Raw genomic sequence first — 16,637 nt, forward strand, 5'->3', positions numbered from 1 at the left:
ATTTCTGCCTGTCTCGTGGGCTCGGAGATGTGTATTTGAGACAGGGGTGGTGGCGGTTCGTGAGTTGCGACCTCAATAGCACGCTGTGGGACCGGCCTTGGGCGCAAAGCTTATTCCCGGCTAAAGCCGGTCCCATGCACTGTCCATAGGAGGATGCCCATGACCTTTCACGCCGTGGCCGACCTGAACCGGTTGACCGACGCTCACCCCCTGCGGGTAAAGGCCGGCTGCGCAGAGGTGGTGTTGCTGTCCAATGCAAACCAGATACATGCCTTCCAGGCCAATTGCCCCCATGCCGGTGCTCCATTAGAGAAAGGCGCGATCTGCGAGGGCTACCTGATCTGTCCCTGGCACAAGGCGGCGTTCGCCATTGATAGCGGCGAAGTGTGCGAGCCCCCGGCCCTGGCAAGTCTCGAGCGCCATGCTGTACGTATCGAAGGCAGCACAGTCTGGGTAGACGATCAGCCGCTGCCTTGCGCTGACAAACCTGCCGAGCCCGACAATCGCTGCTTTGTTGTCATTGGAGCAGGTGCCGCAGGTTCAGCGGCAGTCGCCGCATTGCGGGCCAAGGGCTACACCGGGCAACTGCTCTGGATCGATCAGGAACAGCGCAGTGCCTACGACCGAACCGCACTGAGCAAGTTTGTCCTGGCCGGTGAAATGCCCCCGACACAAGTCCCGTCCTTGCTCGAAGACAGCTTTTATCAAACTGAACAGATACAACGCCTGCACGGACGAGTGCCGAGGGTCGATAGCCATACGAAAACCATCAGCCTCGAGGACGGTCGCAGCCTGATCTATGACGCCGCGCTGCTGGCGACCGGCGGTATTGCCCAGCGCCCGCAGATCGAGGGCGCCCACCTGCCCGGTGTATTCGTCCTGCGCTCCCTGGCCGACGCGCAGCAACTGCTGAGCGTTGCCGTGGCCAATGCCCGCGTGACGATTATTGGCGACAGCTTTATCGGCCTGGAAGCCGCTGCGGCACTGCGCAAGGCCGGGCTCGAGGTCCATGTAGTCGCCCGCCATGAGGTGCCGTTTCAAAAGCAGATGGGCGAACGTATCGGCCGCGCGCTGCGTACGTTGCATGAGCGTAATGGCGTTGTCTTCCATACCGGCACCGAGCCGATATTGCTGGAGGGAGCCGCGAAGGTAAACGCGGTGGTACTGGCTAACGGCGAGCGCCTGGAAACTGACCTGGTCCTGATCGGCACCGGCGTCACACCGGCAACCGAGCCAGCGCGTGAACTGGCCCTGGCCGATGATCACTCCCTCTGCGCCGATGCCGATATGCGGGTGGCCGACGGCCTATGGGCAGCGGGCGATATGGTGACCTTTCCCTTGGCCGGCCGCCCGGTGCGTATCGAGCATTGGCGCGTGGCCCAGCAACAGGCTCGTATTGCCGCCAGCAACATGCTCGGTGAGCAACGCGAGTTCGCCGACGTGCCGTTTTTCTGGACCTACCACTATGGCAAGACCTACGAAGTGTTGGGTTATGCCCGGGATTGGAACCGTATCGAGTATGTCGGTGAGCCCGAGCAATATGCCTTTATCGCGTTGCTGTGTGTCGACGATCAGGTGGAGTCAGTGGTGGCCTGCGGGCGTCAGCGCATCATGGCCCTGCTGTCACAGCGGATGAAGCGGGCGTTGTCGTGCGATGAGGCGATGCTGATTACAGCGAGCTGATGTGGGACCGGCTACAGCCGGGAAGAAAAGGGTCGGGACAAGGAGATTCGCTGGTTGTATCTGCCGCTTCCCGGCTGAAGCCGGTCCCCCACTATCGAACGCATAAAATCGACCGTTTAACCCGAGCGATTCGCTGAAACACTTGTCATACTGCGCACCGCCTACATCGCATGTCAGACGGTGCGCCCACCCAGTGAAGAAAATCGACGTTGTATCCTACGAAGAATTGAATGAAATTCAGCGCCAGCAGCTCGAATCCCTTGAGATTCTGCCTGAGCAGTTGGCCTTCTCCGGCGATATCTATTGTGCATTGAACACGCTGCTAATCAAGCCCAGCGGTGATGTCGCCGGGTTTGCCCTGCTGGTCGAAGACGTGCCCCGCGGTTTTTTCCTGCTCAAGCGCCGTACCTGCCTGCCCCACTGGGCGCAAGCGGATGCGGCGACCCTGCACGCCTTGCAGATCGATCACCGTGTTCAGGGCCAGGGGTTGGGGAAGGCCTTTTTGCAGGGGCTGCCCCAGGCCGCCCGGCTCAAATGGCCCGAGGTGGAACAACTGATGCTGTCGGTGGATGCCGATAATCAGGCGGCGATAAACCTATATCGCAACCAGGGTTGGGTCGATACCGGCCAGGCTTATGAAGGACGCATTGGTTATGAGCGCCGCATGGTGCTGGCGCTATAACCACTGTCCGTATACCGTTTAATGGGTATCGGGCTTTTGAAACTTACTTTCATGCCAAGATCGCCATGTCACGTCGCCTGCAACACCTCATCCGCCTTGCCACCGGCATTCTGGATCACCAGATGAATGAAGTGCAGCTTGGTAATCACCGGCGGTGGCAGGACGAACGGATAGAAGTCCGGCTGCCCCATGCTGCGTGACAGTTCATTGAGCATGCCGGCCAGTTCGATCCAGGCGTTGACGAACGCGAGGAACGCCGGGCCGCCGGGATGCTGCGGGTCATAGAGGGTTTCCAGAGGGAATGGCTGGTAGTCCAGGTCCATTTCCCGGGCGCTCATGCCGAAGCCCAGGGCCGTGTCGACCGCATCCATCATATGCAGGTAGTGAGCCCAGGTTTCAGCCCAGTCCTCCCAAGGATGCATCGTGGCGTAAGCACTGACGAAGCCTTGCTGCCAGTCGTCGGGGGTGCCGTTCTGGTAGTGGTTTTCCAGAGCGTCGGCATAACTGGCGCGCTCGTCGCCGAACAACTGGCGAAAGCCGTCGATCCAGAAACTGTCGGCAATCAGCCGATCCCAGTAGTAGTGGCCGACCTCATGTCGGAAATGTCCGAGCAAGGTGCGATACGGCTCATGCATTTGCACACGAATCGCTTCGCGATGGGCGTCGTCCGCTTCCTTGATATCCAGGGTGATCAGACCATCGGCATGACCGGTCATGGGCCGCTTGCCTTCCAGGTCAATGCCGACAAAATCGAATGCCAGGCCATTCTGTTCACTCACCGACTTGGGAATGACCGGCAGGCCCAGGCTGATCAATTGCGCCACCATCCGCCGCTTGGCGGTCTCGACCTTGCGCCAGCGATCGCCGTTCTCCGGGATCGACAGATCGGGAATGGTGCGATTGAGGCTGCACGCGATGCAAAACTCACCGGTTGACCAGGCCGGGAACAGCCAGTTGCAGGCCGCCGGGGTTTCCAGATTGGCGCAGCGTCGATACAGACCGCGTCCTGGCTCGTCTAGGACGCGCCAGACGTTGAAATCATGGTCCGGCTCGATAGCCGCCACGCGCCCGGGTTCCGGCAAGTAACCCAGCTCCGCCGAGCAGGCCAGGCACTGGGTATTGGGAAAAAAGATCGACTGCCCGCAGCGGCATTGCCAGACCTTGCTGTTGCGCCGGGTCTCGCTGACGAAGGGCGCAGCAATGCGGGAAGTAAGTTGGTCGAAATAGCGGAACATGTCGATCTCCTTGAGGACATGCACTAGATCATGGCCGGTTGTAGGGGTTCCGTTTATTTCGTGAGGAACATATTCAGGGCAAACGATGAAGTCCAAGCAGGCTATGTGGGAGCGAATTCATTCGCGAAAGCGATATTCCCGTCGATGAATATGTGGCGGTTGTCTCGTCCTCTTCGCGAATGAATTCGCTCCCACAATTCAGTCGTGCAAGTCGCTGCCACAAGAACGCGGTCCGTTAATCCACCGCTACACCCTGCTTCCCAAGAAACGCCACAAACGCTTCTTCGTCCAGCACCTTGAGCCCCAACTCATTGGCCTTGGCCAGTTTCGACCCGGCGCCCGGCCCGGCGACCACGGTATGGGTCTTGGCCGATACCGAGCCGGCCACCTTGGCGCCCAGGCCTTCGAGCTTGCTCTTGGCCACATCGCGGCTCATCAGTTCCAGAGAGCCGGTCAAGACCCAGGTCTGGCCGGCCAGCGGCAAGCCTTCCACGGTCTTTTTCTCGCTGTGCCAGTGCATGCCGAAGTCCTTGAGCTGGGCTTCGATGGCCTTGGCCAGTTCGACCTGCGCAGGCACATCGAAATAGTCGCGCACGGCCTTGGCCTGTTTCTCCGGCAGGGTCTGGCGCATGTCCAGCCAGTCGGCGGCGATCACAGCCTCCAGCGAGCCGAACCTGTCCGCCAGCTTCTGCGCGCCACCGGGGCCGACCGACGGAATGTTGAGCTTGTCGAGCATCCCGGCCAAGTCGGCGCTGGCAGCAAACTCGGCACTCAGGTCGCCCTCCCCCTGCAACTCCAAGCCGCACTCGGCGGGATCACGCAGGGCCTTGATGACTTGCTGATTGTGTTCGTCCTCGAAGAAGCTGTGGATCTCGTGGGCCACTTCCAGGCCGATATCCGGCAGGTACGTCAGAACCTGCGGCAAAGCCTGTGCGACGCGCTCCAGGGAAGCCAGGGAGCGGGCCAGGACCTTGGCCGTCTCTTCGCCGACATCAGGAATGCCCAATGCATAGATAAACCGCGCCAGGGTCGGTTGACGGCTGTCGGCAATAGCCTTGAGCAGCTTGTTGCTGGAGATCTCGGCAAAGCCCTCCAGATCGATAATGTCGTCGTACTTGAGCTTGTACAGATCGGCGGGCGAGCCAATCAGCTTTTCATCCACCAATTGCTCGATGGTCTTGTCGCCCAAACCTTCAATATCCATGGCACGACGCGACACGTAGTGGATGATCGCCTGCTTGAGTTGCGCACCACAGGCCAGGCGGCCAACGCAGCGATATACCGCGCCTTCGCTGACGGTTTCCTTGCCCTTGCTGCGCTTGATCAGTTGCGTGCGCTCGACATGGGAACCGCACACCGGGCAGCTCTCGGGCACCTGCACGGCCCGGGCATCTTGCGGGCGACGCTCCAGGACAACCTGCACCACTTGGGGAATCACATCGCCAGCACGACGAATGATCACGGTGTCGCCGATCATCACGCCCAGCCGCGCGACTTCGTCCATGTTGTGCAGGGTGGCATTGGCCACGGTGACACCGGCGACCTTGACCGGCTTGAGCCGTGCCACCGGAGTCACGGCGCCGGTACGGCCTACCTGAAACTCGACATCGAGCAGTTCAGTCAGCTCTTCCAGCGCCGGAAACTTGTGAGCAATGGCCCAACGTGGCTCACGGGCGCGAAAACCGAGTTCGCGCTGGGACGCCAGGTTGTTGACCTTGAACACCACGCCGTCGATTTCATAGGGCAGCGACAGGCGCCGCTCACCGATGTCCTTGTAGTACGCCAGGCATTCTTCAATGCCATTGGCCAGCTTCAGCTCGCGGCTGACCGGCATGCCCCATTCCTTGAGTTTATTGAGGTTGCCGATATGGGTGTCGGCAAACTCGGCGGATACCTGGCCCAGACCGTAGGCGCAGAATTCCAGAGGGCGATTGGCGGTGATCTTCGAATCCAGCTGACGCAGGCTGCCCGCCGCGGCATTACGCGGGTTGGCGAAGGTCTTGCCGCCAATTTCCTGCTGACTGGCGTTCAAGCGCTCGAAACCGGCCTTGGACATGAACACCTCGCCGCGCACTTCCAGGGTCTGCGGCCAATCACTGCCATGCAACTTAAGGGGAATATTGCGCACGGTGCGCACGTTGACACTGATGTCTTCCCCGGTGGTGCCGTCGCCACGGGTCGCACCACGGACCAGAGCACCATCGACGTAAAGCAGGCTGACCGCCAGGCCGTCGAGTTTCGGCTCGCAGCTGTACTGCACCGCCGCGCCGCCGCCGAACAGATCACCGGCGGGTAGATCCAGGCCCTCGGTGACACGGCGGTCGAACTCGCGCATGTCGGTTTCTTCGAAGGCGTTGCCCAGGCTGAGCATCGGTACTTCATGACGCACCTGAGTGAAGGCCGACAGCGCCGCGCTGCCGACCCGCTGTGTCGGCGAGTCAGGCGTGACCAGATCCGGGTGTTCTGCTTCCAGCGCCTTGAGTTCGTGGAACAGGCGGTCGTACTCGACATCAGGGATGCTCGGTTCGTCGAGGACGTGGTAGCGGTAATTGTGCTGGTCCAGCTCTGCACGCAGTTCCAGGATTCGGCTTTCGGCGGCGTTCATACGGTGTTCTCTCGAAAAGCAAAAGAGCAGCCGGGGCTGCTCAATATTTGAATCGGTCGGGTTACCGGGGAGGCTGTGCAAGCAAATTCTGTGGGAGCGAATTCGCCCCCACAATGGCCTCTTACCGACGCTGCGTCAGGGCACGACGCTCAAATTCGACAATGCGCTGACGGTAGTGTTCGATGGTTTGCGCGGTCATGACGCTGCGCTGGTCATCTTTCAATTCGCCGTTCAACTCGTGGGCCAGCTTGCGGGCAGCGGCAACCATGACATCGAAGGCCTGCTTCGGATGACGCGGGCCCGGCAGACCGAGGAAGAAACTCACGGCGCGGGTGCTGAAGTGGTCGATATCGTCCAGATCGAAGATGCCCGGCTTGACCGCGTTGGCCATGGAAAACAGTACTTCGCCATTGCCAGCCATGCTTTCGTGGCGATGGAAAATGTCCATCTCGCCGAAGCGCAGGCCACTTTCCAGGATGTTCTGCAACAGCGCCGGGCCCTTGAAGCCGCTTTCATCGCGGGAAATCACGCTGATCACCAGTACTTCCTCAACAGGCGCCAGGTCCTTGTCTTCGGTGATGCGCTGTGACGGCTTATCGTCCGGGAAGTCATCGTCGCGGGCACTGAACAGGCTCGGGGTCGCTTCGACCTCAAGGTTCAGATCACCCTGCTGCGGCTCGTCCTTGCGCTTGCGCTTGCCTTCACGGGGAGTGGCAGACATGGAAGGCAGATCGTGTTCGTCGAGCTGCGGCTCTTTGTGTGTATCCAGCACCCGCGCCGGGCCAAGCAACTCCGCAGACGACGGTTCATCGTCGTCCGGCAGGTTGGAAAAGCTGCGGTCGAGCCTGAATTTCAACTTGCCCTTGCCGCCACGCATCCGCCGCCAGCCATCAAAAAGAATACCGGCGATGACAATGATGCCGATGACGATCAGCCACTCGCGCAGACCGATTTCCATGTAATCCAGTGCCTCTATGAAAAATGCTTGAAATATAAGGGGCTTAAACCCCTTTAAAACGTGGTGCCAAGTCTATGTTCTAACTGGCATTTTGCCCACGCGAAAAGTAAAAAGTGGACATTAAGCTAGCACGACCAAAGGTAACTTTACACCGGTTGTTACATCTGCTTTGTGTCACAAGCGCTATGTACCGCACATTGCGCTATCCGTTAGCCATTTACCGGCAGGCTATCAGGCGTCCACCAAGGCCATGGCCTCCTCTACATCCACCGCCACCAACCGCGAACAACCGGGCTCATGCATGGTCACGCCCATGAGCTGATCGGCCATTTCCATGGCGATCTTGTTGTGGGTGATGTAGATGAATTGCACAGTTTGCGACATCTCCTTCACTAGTCTGGCGTAGCGTCCTACGTTGGCATCGTCCAATGGCGCATCGACTTCGTCGAGCATGCAGAACGGTGCCGGATTGAGTTTGAAAATGGCAAATACCAGGGCCAATGCGGTCAGGGCTTTCTCGCCGCCGGACAGCAAATGGATGGTGCTGTTCTTCTTGCCCGGGGGGCGCGCCATGATGGTCACCCCTGTATCGAGTAAATCTTCGCCCGTCAGTTCCAGATAAGCGCTGCCACCACCGAAAACTTTCGGGAAAAGTGCCTGAATTCCGCTATTTATCTGATCGAAGGTCTCTTTGAAGCGGTTGCGCGTCTCCTTGTCGATCTTGCGGATGACATTTTCCAGAGTCTCCAGCGCTTCAACCAGGTCCGCGTTTTGGGCATCCAGATAACGCTTTCGTTCGGATTGCTGTTGATATTCGTCGATGGCGGCGAGGTTGATGGCCCCCAGCCGCTGAATCCGCGCAGCAATACGCTCAAGTTCTTCTTCGGCTTCTTTCTCGTTGGCCTCGCCGGTCAGGGTCGCCAGGACGCCCTGCAAATCGTAGCCATCTTCATGCAGCTGATCTTCCAGGGTCTTGCGGCGCACGGTCAGGGACTGCCATTCCATGCGCTGCTGTTCGAGCTGGCCGCGCAGCAACTGCGACTGTTGTTCGGCCTGGGTGCGGCGCTTCTCGGCGTCACGCAGTTCGCGGTCGGCGTCCTCCAGGGCGTTTTTCGCCGTGCGCATTTCCTCGTCGACCACCATGCGCCGTTCCAGCAACTCTTCGAGTTTGAGGCGCAGTTCTTCCAGTGGCGCTTCGCCCTCCTCCAGATTCAGGCTCAGTTGTTCGCGGCGCTCGCTCAGGCGTTCAGACTGCATTTCCAGGCGCTCGAGAGCCTGACGGGTCGAATCGTGCTGGGCCTTGATCGAACCCAGACGCACCGCCAGTTGATGGGCGTGATCCTTGTGCTGACGGGCTTCCTGGCGCACCCGGTCGAGGCGCTCACGCAGGCTGTCGCGGCGGGCTTGCAGCTGTTCACGCTGCTCGCTGTCCAGGGCCATGGCATCCAGAGCGTCCTGCAGCTGCAGGCGTGACTCACCCAGCTCTTCGTGTTCGATGGCGCGTTGCTCGGCCAGCTCGGTCAGTTCGTCGTCCAGGCGTGTGCGCCGCAGGGTCAATTGTTCGACCTTGGCCTTGGCGGCAGACAGCTGCGCCTTGAGTTCGCCCTGCTGCCGGGCTTCGTCCTGCAAGCGGCGGCGCACTTGCTCGCGGGCGTCTTCCTGTTGCAACTGTTGTTCACGCAGGGTCAGCAGTTGCTCTTCAAGACTGGCCAGAGTCGCTTCGCGCTCGTCGCGCTCGAGATTCAGCCGTTGCAGCTCCTGGCCCCGCGCCAATACTCCGCTCTGGGCTTCACTGGCCCGGCGCACGCGCAGGAAATGGCGACCCACCCAGTAGCCATCGCGACTGATCAGGCTCTGCCCGGCAGCCAGCTGACTACGGCGGGCCAGGGCTTCGTCAAGGTTTTCCACCGGCAGCACCTGGCCCAGCCAGGCCGACAGGTCGTGATCACTGTCGACTTTGTCGAGCAGGCTGCCCGGCACACGGGCACCTTCGTTCGAAGGACTGAGCAGGCGCAGATCGCCCTGAGCGAAACCTGCAAGATCAAGACCGGCGAAGTCATCCACCAACACCGCCTGCAGATCAGCGCCGAGCACCGTTTCCACGGCCATTTCCCAGCCAGCCTCAACCCGCAGCCCTTCGGCCAGGCGCGGACGCTCGCTCAGTTCATGGGCGCGCAGCCACTCGGCCGTGCCGGTGTCGGGATCGAGGGCGGCCTGTTGCAGGGCTTCCAGCGACGCCAGGCGGCCGTTGAGGCGCTGCAGTTCGCCCTGAGCCTGTTGCTGCGCCTGATTGGCCCGCTGCAGCTCGTCGCGCAACTGTTCCAGGCGCTCGACGAGCTGTTCTTCGCTCATCTGCAATTCTTCGAGGGTCATCTCGCGGCTGGCGAGGTCTTCGCTCAACTCGATAATGGCGGCGTCTTCCGGGTCGGCGGCCAGCAAGGCGCGCTCTTCACCCAGACGGCGCTGGCGTTCGGCCAGACGCTCCATGCTCTGTTCCAGCTGCTGAATGCGCGACTGCTGGACTTCGGCCAGACGCCGAGGCTCGGCGGAGGTCAGATTGAAGGCATCCCACTGCTCCTGCCAGCCATGCATGGCAATTTCCGCATCTTCCAGGGCAATGGCCGACTCTTCAGCGGCAGCCTGGGTAATGTCCTGCTCGGGTTCGAGCATTTCCAGCTCTTCGCCCAGAGTTGCCAGCAAAGTGCGGTCGTGGCCCAGATGGGATTCGGTTTCCTGGCGGGCGCGTTCGGCTTCGCGCAGATCGTCCTGCAACTGACGCAGGCGCTGCTGGCCGTGCTGGATGCTCTGCTCGACCCGGGCAATGTCACCGCCGACCGAATAGAAGCGCCCCTGCACCAGATTGAAGCGTTCGGACAGGTCGTGATGACCATCGCGCAAGCGCTCGATACTGGCATCGGCACTGCGCTGATCGGCGACCAGAGCTTCGAAGCCGACTTCCTGATTGCCGATCACCGACTCGCGCTGGGCCACCTGCTCATTCAGGGCCTGCCAGCGCAGCGCCGAGAGTTGCGCCTTGAGCTGGCGTTCCTCAGCCTTGTACTCCTGAAACTTCTCGGCGGCCTGGGCCTGACGGTGCAGACGGTCGAGCTGGCGTTCCAGTTCGTCACGCAGGTCGGTCAAGCGGGCGAGGTTTTCATGGGTACGGCGGATGCGGTTTTCCGTCTCGCGACGGCGCTCCTTGTACTTGGAGATACCAGCGGCTTCTTCGATGAAGTTGCGCAAGTCCTCGGGCTTGGCTTCGATCAGCTTGGAGATCATGCCCTGTTCAATGATCGAGTAGCTGCGCGGCCCCAGGCCGGTGCCAAGGAAGATATCGGTAATGTCACGACGACGGCATTTGGCGCCGTTGAGGTAATAGCTGTTCTGGCTGTCGCGGGTAACTTTGCGGCGAATGGAGATCTCCGCGTAACTGGCATATTCGCCGATCAGGGTCCCGTCGGAGTTGTCGAACACCAGTTCAATACTGGCCTGGCTGACCGGCTTGCGGCTGGTGGAGCCGTTGAAGATGACGTCGGTCATCGACTCGCCGCGCAGGTTCTTCGCCGAACTTTCGCCCATCACCCAGCGCACGGCGTCGATGATGTTGGATTTGCCGCAACCATTGGGGCCGACGACCGCCGCCATATTACTGGGGAAGTTCACCGTGGTGGGGTCGACGAAGGATTTGAACCCCGCCAGCTTGATGCACTTCAGCCGCACGGGGTCAGCCTGCCGTCAGCGCGGACAGGATCAGCTTGCAACTGCGCTCGCCGTAATCCCTCAGCACCTTGCGGATCCGCGGTTCGTCCCGGGCAATGACGGCTTCGAGCAATTGCGCGAACAGGGTCAGGTAATCGCTCATTTCCGCCTTGCGCTGTTCCAGGGCCAGGAAGTAGTTGCGGCTCATGGACGGTTGCAGGTTTTCCACCGTTTCCTGCAAATACGGGTTGTCGGCAAAGGGGAACGCTGCACGCATGACGTTGAAGCTGTCTTCGACGAAGGCCTGGACATCCCCGCGCTCATAACTGGCGATCAGCCGCTGCTGGATCTGCAGGAAGGCGCCGAGGTCGGCCTGCGCTTTCCAGCCCTTGGACACGGCAATGGCCAACAGCACGTAAAGCTCGCTCATCAGGGTGCACAGACTGACCACATTATGGGCGGTGATCTCGGTGACATGGGCACCACGGCGCGGCAGGATGACGATCAGGTGGCGGCGTTCAAGGATCAGCAGCGCTTCGCGCACCGAACCGCGGCTGACGTTCAGCGCCTGGGTGACCTTTTGTTCCTGGATGCGCTCGCCCGGCTTGAGCTCACCACGAATGATGCGCTCGGCAAGGTGTTGAGCGATTTGCTCGGCGAGGCTGTCCGGGGCCTTGAACGTCATGTTTGTCCTTGAATCGGGAATCTGTGGCGGCAAAGCGGCGAAGTGTATCGCACTGGAGTGCGATGGCGCAGGGCCACTTGCCGCGAACTGGCACGAAATACGCAAACCTTTGAACATCTTCTTACAGATTCATTGCATCCTCCGACAGCCATTGATCGTCCGGGGCCGTAAAAACGCACCTTCTTGACTTTAAAGTCAGATTTTAATTGATCCTATAATCAGAGCTGATAGATTCATCGACACGTTCGTTTACAAAAGATAGAGGCGCGGCGCCGTGATCCAGTTTCTTCTCAACCAGACCCTGCAGACCGAGCAGGTACTGGACCCGAATATGACGGTGCTCAATTACCTGCGTGAGCATTTGCACAAGACCGGCACCAAGGAAGGCTGCGCCAGCGGCGACTGCGGCGCCTGCACGGTGGTGGTCGGCGAACTGGAAACCGATGAAAACGGCCGGGACCGTTTGCGCTACCGCAGCCTCAACTCCTGCCTGACCTTTGTCGCCTCGCTGCACGGCAAACAACTGATCAGTGTCGAGGACCTCAAACATCAGGGCCGCCTGCACAGCGTGCAGCAAGCCATGGTCGACTGCCACGGTTCGCAGTGCGGCTTCTGTACGCCGGGTTTTGTCATGTCACTGTTTGCCCTGCAAAAGAACAGCAGCGGCGCCGACAGCCATCAGGCCCATGAAGCCCTGGCGGGCAATCTGTGTCGTTGCACCGGCTACCGGCCGATTCTTGCCGCCGCCGAGCAGGCCTGCAGCCAGCGCCAGCCCGACCCCTTCGATCAGCGCGAACAGGAAACCATCACCCGCCTGCGTGCCATCGCCCCGCAACAGCACCTCGAGCTGAGCGACGGCAACAAGCGTTGCCTGATGCCTTCCACTGTGACCGAGCTGGCCAGCCTTTATGAACAGTATCCAGAGGCCCGACTACTGGCTGGCGGTACTGACCTGGCACTGGAAGTGACCCAGTTGCATCGCGAACTGCCGGTGATGATTTATGTCGGCAACGTCGCCGGCCTCAAAGGTATCCAGCACTTCGACGATCGCCTGGAAATCGGCGCGGCCACACCCTTGACTGATTGCCACGCCGCTCTGGCCGCCGAGTACCCGGACTTCGGCGAGCTATTGCAGCGCTTCGCCTCGTTGCAAATCCGCAACCAGGGCACCTTGGGCGGCAATATCGGCAACGCCTCGCCCATCGGCGATACCCCACCGCTGCTGATCGCCCTTGGCGCACAGTTGGTCCTGCGCCAGGGCGACAATCGCCGCACGCTGGCACTTGAGGATTACTTCATCGATTACCGGGTCACCGCTCGCCAGCCGGGGGAATTCATCGAGAGCATCATTGTGCCCAGGGCTGACGCCCGACAGCTGTTCCGCGCCTACAAGGTATCAAAACGCCTGGATGACGATATTTCCGCCGTCTGCGCGGCCCTGCGCCTGGAGATCGACAACGGCATGGTCGTTGATGCCCGCGTGGCCTTTGGCGGGATGGCGGCGATTGCCAAGCGTGCTGCCGCCTGCGAACAGGCGCTGATCGGGGCCCCTTGGGATAGCGTAACGCTTGAGCGTGCCTGCGCCGCCCTTGGCGAAGATTTCACGCCGCTGTCGGATTTCCGCGCCAGCAAGGAATACCGCCTGCTTACCGCGCGCAACCTGCTGCGCAAGGCCTTTATCGAACTGCAAACGCCCCATATCCAGACGCGGGTGACTGCTTATGTCTAATCACGCTCCACAGAAAACCCAGGCCGAACTGGCCGAACTGTTTCGCCAGGACCTGACTACCGGCGTCGGCCGCAGCGTCAGGCACGACAGCGCCGACAAGCATGTGTCCGGCGAGGCGGTTTATATCGACGACCGTCTGGAGTTTCCCAACCAGCTGCACGTCTATGCGCGCCTGTCCGACCGCGCCCATGCGCGAATCATCAGTATCGACACGACACCCTGCCTGGCCTTCGACGGTGTACGTATCGTTATCACCCACGAGGACATTCCCGGCCTCAAGGACATCGGTCCGCTGCTGCCCGGCGATCCGTTACTGGCCATCGACACCGTGGAATTCGTCGGCCAACCGGTTCTGGCCGTTGCCGCCAGCAGCCTGGAAATCGCCCGCCAGGCGGCCATGGCGGCGCTGATCGAATACGAAGACCTGGAACCTGTACTGGATGTGGTCGAAGCCCTGCGCAAGAAACATTTCGTCCTCGACAGCCACACCCACAAGCGCGGCGACTCCGCTGTCGCCCTGACGCTGGCGCCCCACCGTCTGCAAGGCAGTCTGCATATCGGCGGCCAGGAACACTTTTATCTGGAGACCCAGGTGTCTTCGGTCATGCCCAGCGAAGATGGCGGCATGATCGTTTACTGCTCGACCCAGAACCCTACGGAAATCCAGAAACTGGTGGCCGAAGTTCTTGACGTGCCGATGAGCCGTATCGTCGTCGATATGCGGCGCATGGGCGGCGGTTTCGGCGGCAAGGAGACCCAGGCCGCCAGCCCGGCCTGCCTGTGCGCGGTGATCGCGCACCTGACTGGCCAGCCGACCAAGATGCGCCTGCCCCGGGTCGAAGACATGCTCATGACCGGCAAGCGCCACCCCTTCTATATCGAATACGACGTGGGTTTCGACGACACCGGCCGCCTGCACGGCATCCAGCTGGATCTGGCCGGTAATTGCGGCTATTCGCCGGACCTGTCGGCCTCCATCGTCGACCGCGCCATGTTCCATGCCGACAACGCCTATTACCTGGGCGACGCCACCGTCAACGGTCATCGCTGCAAGACCCACACGGCGTCCAACACCGCTTACCGCGGCTTTGGCGGCCCGCAAGGCATGGTCGCCATCGAAGAGGTGATGGACAGCATCGCCCGCTACCTGGGGGCTGACCCGCTGGCCGTGCGCAAGCGCAATTACTACGGCCAGGACGAGCGCAATGTCACCCACTATTACCAGACCGTCGAACACAACCTGCTCGATGAAATGACCGCCGAGCTGGAAGCCAGCTGCGACTATGCCGAGCGCCGTGAAGCGATCCGCATATTCAACGCCGCCAGCCCGATTCTGAAAAAGGGCCTGGCCCTGACCCCCGTGAAATTCGGCATCTCCTTTACCGCCAGCTTCCTCAACCAGGCCGGCGCGCTGATCCATATCTACACCGACGGCAGCATCCACCTGAATCACGGCGGCACGGAGATGGGCCAGGGTCTCAATACCAAGGTCGCTCAGGTGGTGGCCGAGGTCTTCCAGGTCGATATAGGGCGCATCCAGATCACCGCGACCAATACCGACAAGGTGCCCAATACCTCGCCTACGGCGGCCTCCAGCGGCACCGACCTGAACGGCAAGGCCGCGCAGAACGCCGCAGAAATCCTCAAGCAACGCCTGGTGGAATTTGCCGCGCGGCACTATGACGTCCCCGAGTCCGCCGTAGATTTTCGCAACGGCCATGTCCGCGTCGGCGAACACCTGCTGAGCTTCGCGCAATTGGCTCAACAGGCGTGGATGGGCCAGGTATCGCTGTCGAGCACCGGTTATTACAAGACGCCGAAGATCTTCTACGACCGCAGCCAGGCGCGGGGTCGGCCCTTCTATTACTTCGCCTTTGGTGCGGCCTGTGCCGAGGTCATCGTCGATACCCTGACCGGCGAATACAAGATGCTGCGCACCGATATCCTGCATGACGTCGGCGCCTCGCTGAACCCGGCCATCGATATCGGCCAGGTCGAAGGCGGTTACATCCAGGGCGCGGGCTGGCTGACCTGTGAGGAGCTGGTGTGGAACGACAAGGGCAAGCTGATGACCTCGGGCCCGGCCAGCTACAAGATCCCCGCCGTGGCCGATTTGCCTCTGGACCTGCGGGTCAAGCTGGTGGAAAAGCGCAAGAACCCGGAAGATACCGTATTTCATTCCAAGGCCGTGGGTGAACCGCCGTTCATGCTCGGCATTGCCGCCTGGTGCGCGATCAAGGACGCGGTGGCCAGCCTCGGCGACTACCGCCAGCAACCGCGCATCGATGCCCCGGCCACCCCGGAGCGGGTGTTATGGGGATGCGAACAGATGCGCGAGTTCAACCACAGCAAAGCAATCAAGGCGCAAGCATATTGTGGGAGCGGATTCATCCGCGAAAGCGATGTTCCATGCGACGAAATCGCGTCGAATGCACCGGCCTCTTCGCGAATGAATTCGCTCCCACAGAATTCGCTCCCACAGAATTCGCTCCCACAGGAAAGCGAGGGGAGACTGCCATGAATAACTGGATCAGCGCCCTCGCCGAGCTGCAAACCCGGGACGAGCCCTGCATCCTGGTGACCATCATCGAAGAGCGTGGCTCTACTCCGCGTAACGCTGGTTCGAAGATGGTGGTCAGCGCCGGGAAAATCTACGACACCATCGGCGGTGGCCATCTGGAATACAAGGCCATGGAAATCGCCCGGGACATGCTCGCCAGCGGCAGCCAGGGCACGCGTCTGGAGCGCTTCAGTCTCGGCGCCAGCCTCGGTCAGTGCTGCGGCGGGGTCAATGTGCTGCTGTTCGAACCCATGGGCCAGCCCAAGGCGCAGATAGCCGTGTTCGGTGCCGGGCATGTCGGCCGGGCTCTCGTGCCCTTGCTGGCCAGCCTGCCGTGCCGGGTACGCTGGATAGACTCCCGGGAAAACGAGTTCCCCGACACCCTGCCCGCCGGGGTGATGAAAATCGTCAGCGAAGAGCCATTGGACAAAGTTGCCGAATTGCCCGTGGGCAGTTACTGCATCGTCATGACCCACAACCATCAGCTTGATCTCGAACTGACGGCCGCCATTCTCAAGCGCGGCGACTTTGGCTATTTCGGCCTGATCGGCTCGAAGACCAAGCGGGTCAAGTTCGAACATCGCCTGCGTGAGCGTGGCTATGAACCCGCCCTGCTGCAACGCATGCGCTGCCCCATGGGGCTGGCCGAGGTCAAGGGCAAGCTGCCGATAGAGATTGCCGTGTCCATCGCCGCCGAAGTCATCGCCACCTATAACGCCAGCTTTGGCAAAACCAGCGCCGGACAAGAACCGGTCGCGCAACTATTGCCGGTCTCGCGCCGCAGCCAGGGACCTCGATGAG

General features: G+C 60.9%; 10 protein-coding genes. 5 read left to right on the forward strand and 5 right to left on the reverse strand.

Annotation, left to right across the window (positions count from 1 at the left end; all coding sequences use genetic code 11):
- Positions 1-159 precede the first annotated feature (159 nt).
- Positions 160-1,683, forward strand: a complete 1,524-nt coding sequence (locus tag ACCD02_RS20550; RefSeq protein ID WP_413305766.1) for an FAD-dependent oxidoreductase — start codon at positions 160-162, stop codon at positions 1,681-1,683.
- Between the two features lie 202 nt (positions 1,684-1,885).
- On the forward strand, positions 1,886-2,365 hold the full coding sequence (locus tag ACCD02_RS20555) for a GNAT family N-acetyltransferase (RefSeq protein ID WP_413306072.1): 480 nt from the start codon (positions 1,886-1,888) through the stop codon (positions 2,363-2,365).
- Between the two features lie 68 nt (positions 2,366-2,433).
- Here the strand turns inward: ACCD02_RS20555 and ACCD02_RS20560 are convergent, their stop codons facing one another.
- The 5 genes from ACCD02_RS20560 to ACCD02_RS20580 all read right to left on the reverse strand — a co-directional run bounded on the left by ACCD02_RS20560 (position 2,434) and on the right by ACCD02_RS20580 (position 11,547).
- Complete coding sequence (locus tag ACCD02_RS20560; protein ID WP_413305769.1) at positions 2,434-3,600, reverse strand: putative zinc-binding metallopeptidase; 1,167 nt, start codon at positions 3,598-3,600, stop codon at positions 2,434-2,436.
- Positions 3,601-3,835: 235 nt separating this feature from the next.
- Complete coding sequence (gene ligA / locus ACCD02_RS20565) at positions 3,836-6,205, reverse strand: NAD-dependent DNA ligase LigA (protein WP_413305771.1); 2,370 nt, start codon at positions 6,203-6,205, stop codon at positions 3,836-3,838.
- 121 nt (positions 6,206-6,326) lie between these two features.
- Complete coding sequence (gene zipA, locus ACCD02_RS20570) at positions 6,327-7,163, reverse strand: cell division protein ZipA (protein WP_413305774.1); 837 nt, start codon at positions 7,161-7,163, stop codon at positions 6,327-6,329.
- Between the two features lie 231 nt (positions 7,164-7,394).
- The gene (gene smc, locus ACCD02_RS20575; RefSeq protein ID WP_413305777.1) at positions 7,395-10,883 is read right to left on the reverse strand and encodes a chromosome segregation protein SMC; all 3,489 of its coding nucleotides are present in this window, start codon (positions 10,881-10,883) and stop codon (positions 7,395-7,397) included.
- Between the two features lie 4 nt (positions 10,884-10,887).
- Positions 10,888-11,547, reverse strand: a complete 660-nt coding sequence (locus ACCD02_RS20580) for a GntR family transcriptional regulator (RefSeq protein WP_413305780.1) — start codon at positions 11,545-11,547, stop codon at positions 10,888-10,890.
- Positions 11,548-11,821: 274 nt separating this feature from the next.
- Here ACCD02_RS20580 and xdhA point away from each other — a divergent pair, with 274 nt between their 5' ends.
- From xdhA to xdhC, 3 genes are read left to right on the forward strand one after another with little or no spacing between them, the layout of a single operon-like run.
- Positions 11,822-13,276: a xanthine dehydrogenase small subunit gene (gene xdhA, locus ACCD02_RS20585; RefSeq protein ID WP_413305783.1), complete on the forward strand. Its 1,455-nt coding sequence runs from the start codon at positions 11,822-11,824 to the stop codon at positions 13,274-13,276.
- The gene (gene xdhB, locus ACCD02_RS20590) at positions 13,269-15,797 is read left to right on the forward strand and encodes a xanthine dehydrogenase molybdopterin binding subunit (RefSeq protein ID WP_413305785.1); all 2,529 of its coding nucleotides are present in this window, start codon (positions 13,269-13,271) and stop codon (positions 15,795-15,797) included. The genes xdhA and xdhB overlap by 8 nt, the downstream gene beginning before the upstream one ends.
- Positions 15,794-16,636, forward strand: a complete 843-nt coding sequence (gene xdhC, locus ACCD02_RS20595; RefSeq protein ID WP_413305787.1) for a xanthine dehydrogenase accessory protein XdhC — start codon at positions 15,794-15,796, stop codon at positions 16,634-16,636. Before xdhB ends, xdhC begins: the two co-directional genes overlap by 4 nt.
- Position 16,637: the final 1 nt, after the last annotated feature.

This window comes from Pseudomonas sp. Pseusp88 (assembly GCF_047303955.1).
Lineage (GTDB): Bacteria > Pseudomonadota > Gammaproteobacteria > Pseudomonadales > Pseudomonadaceae > Aquipseudomonas.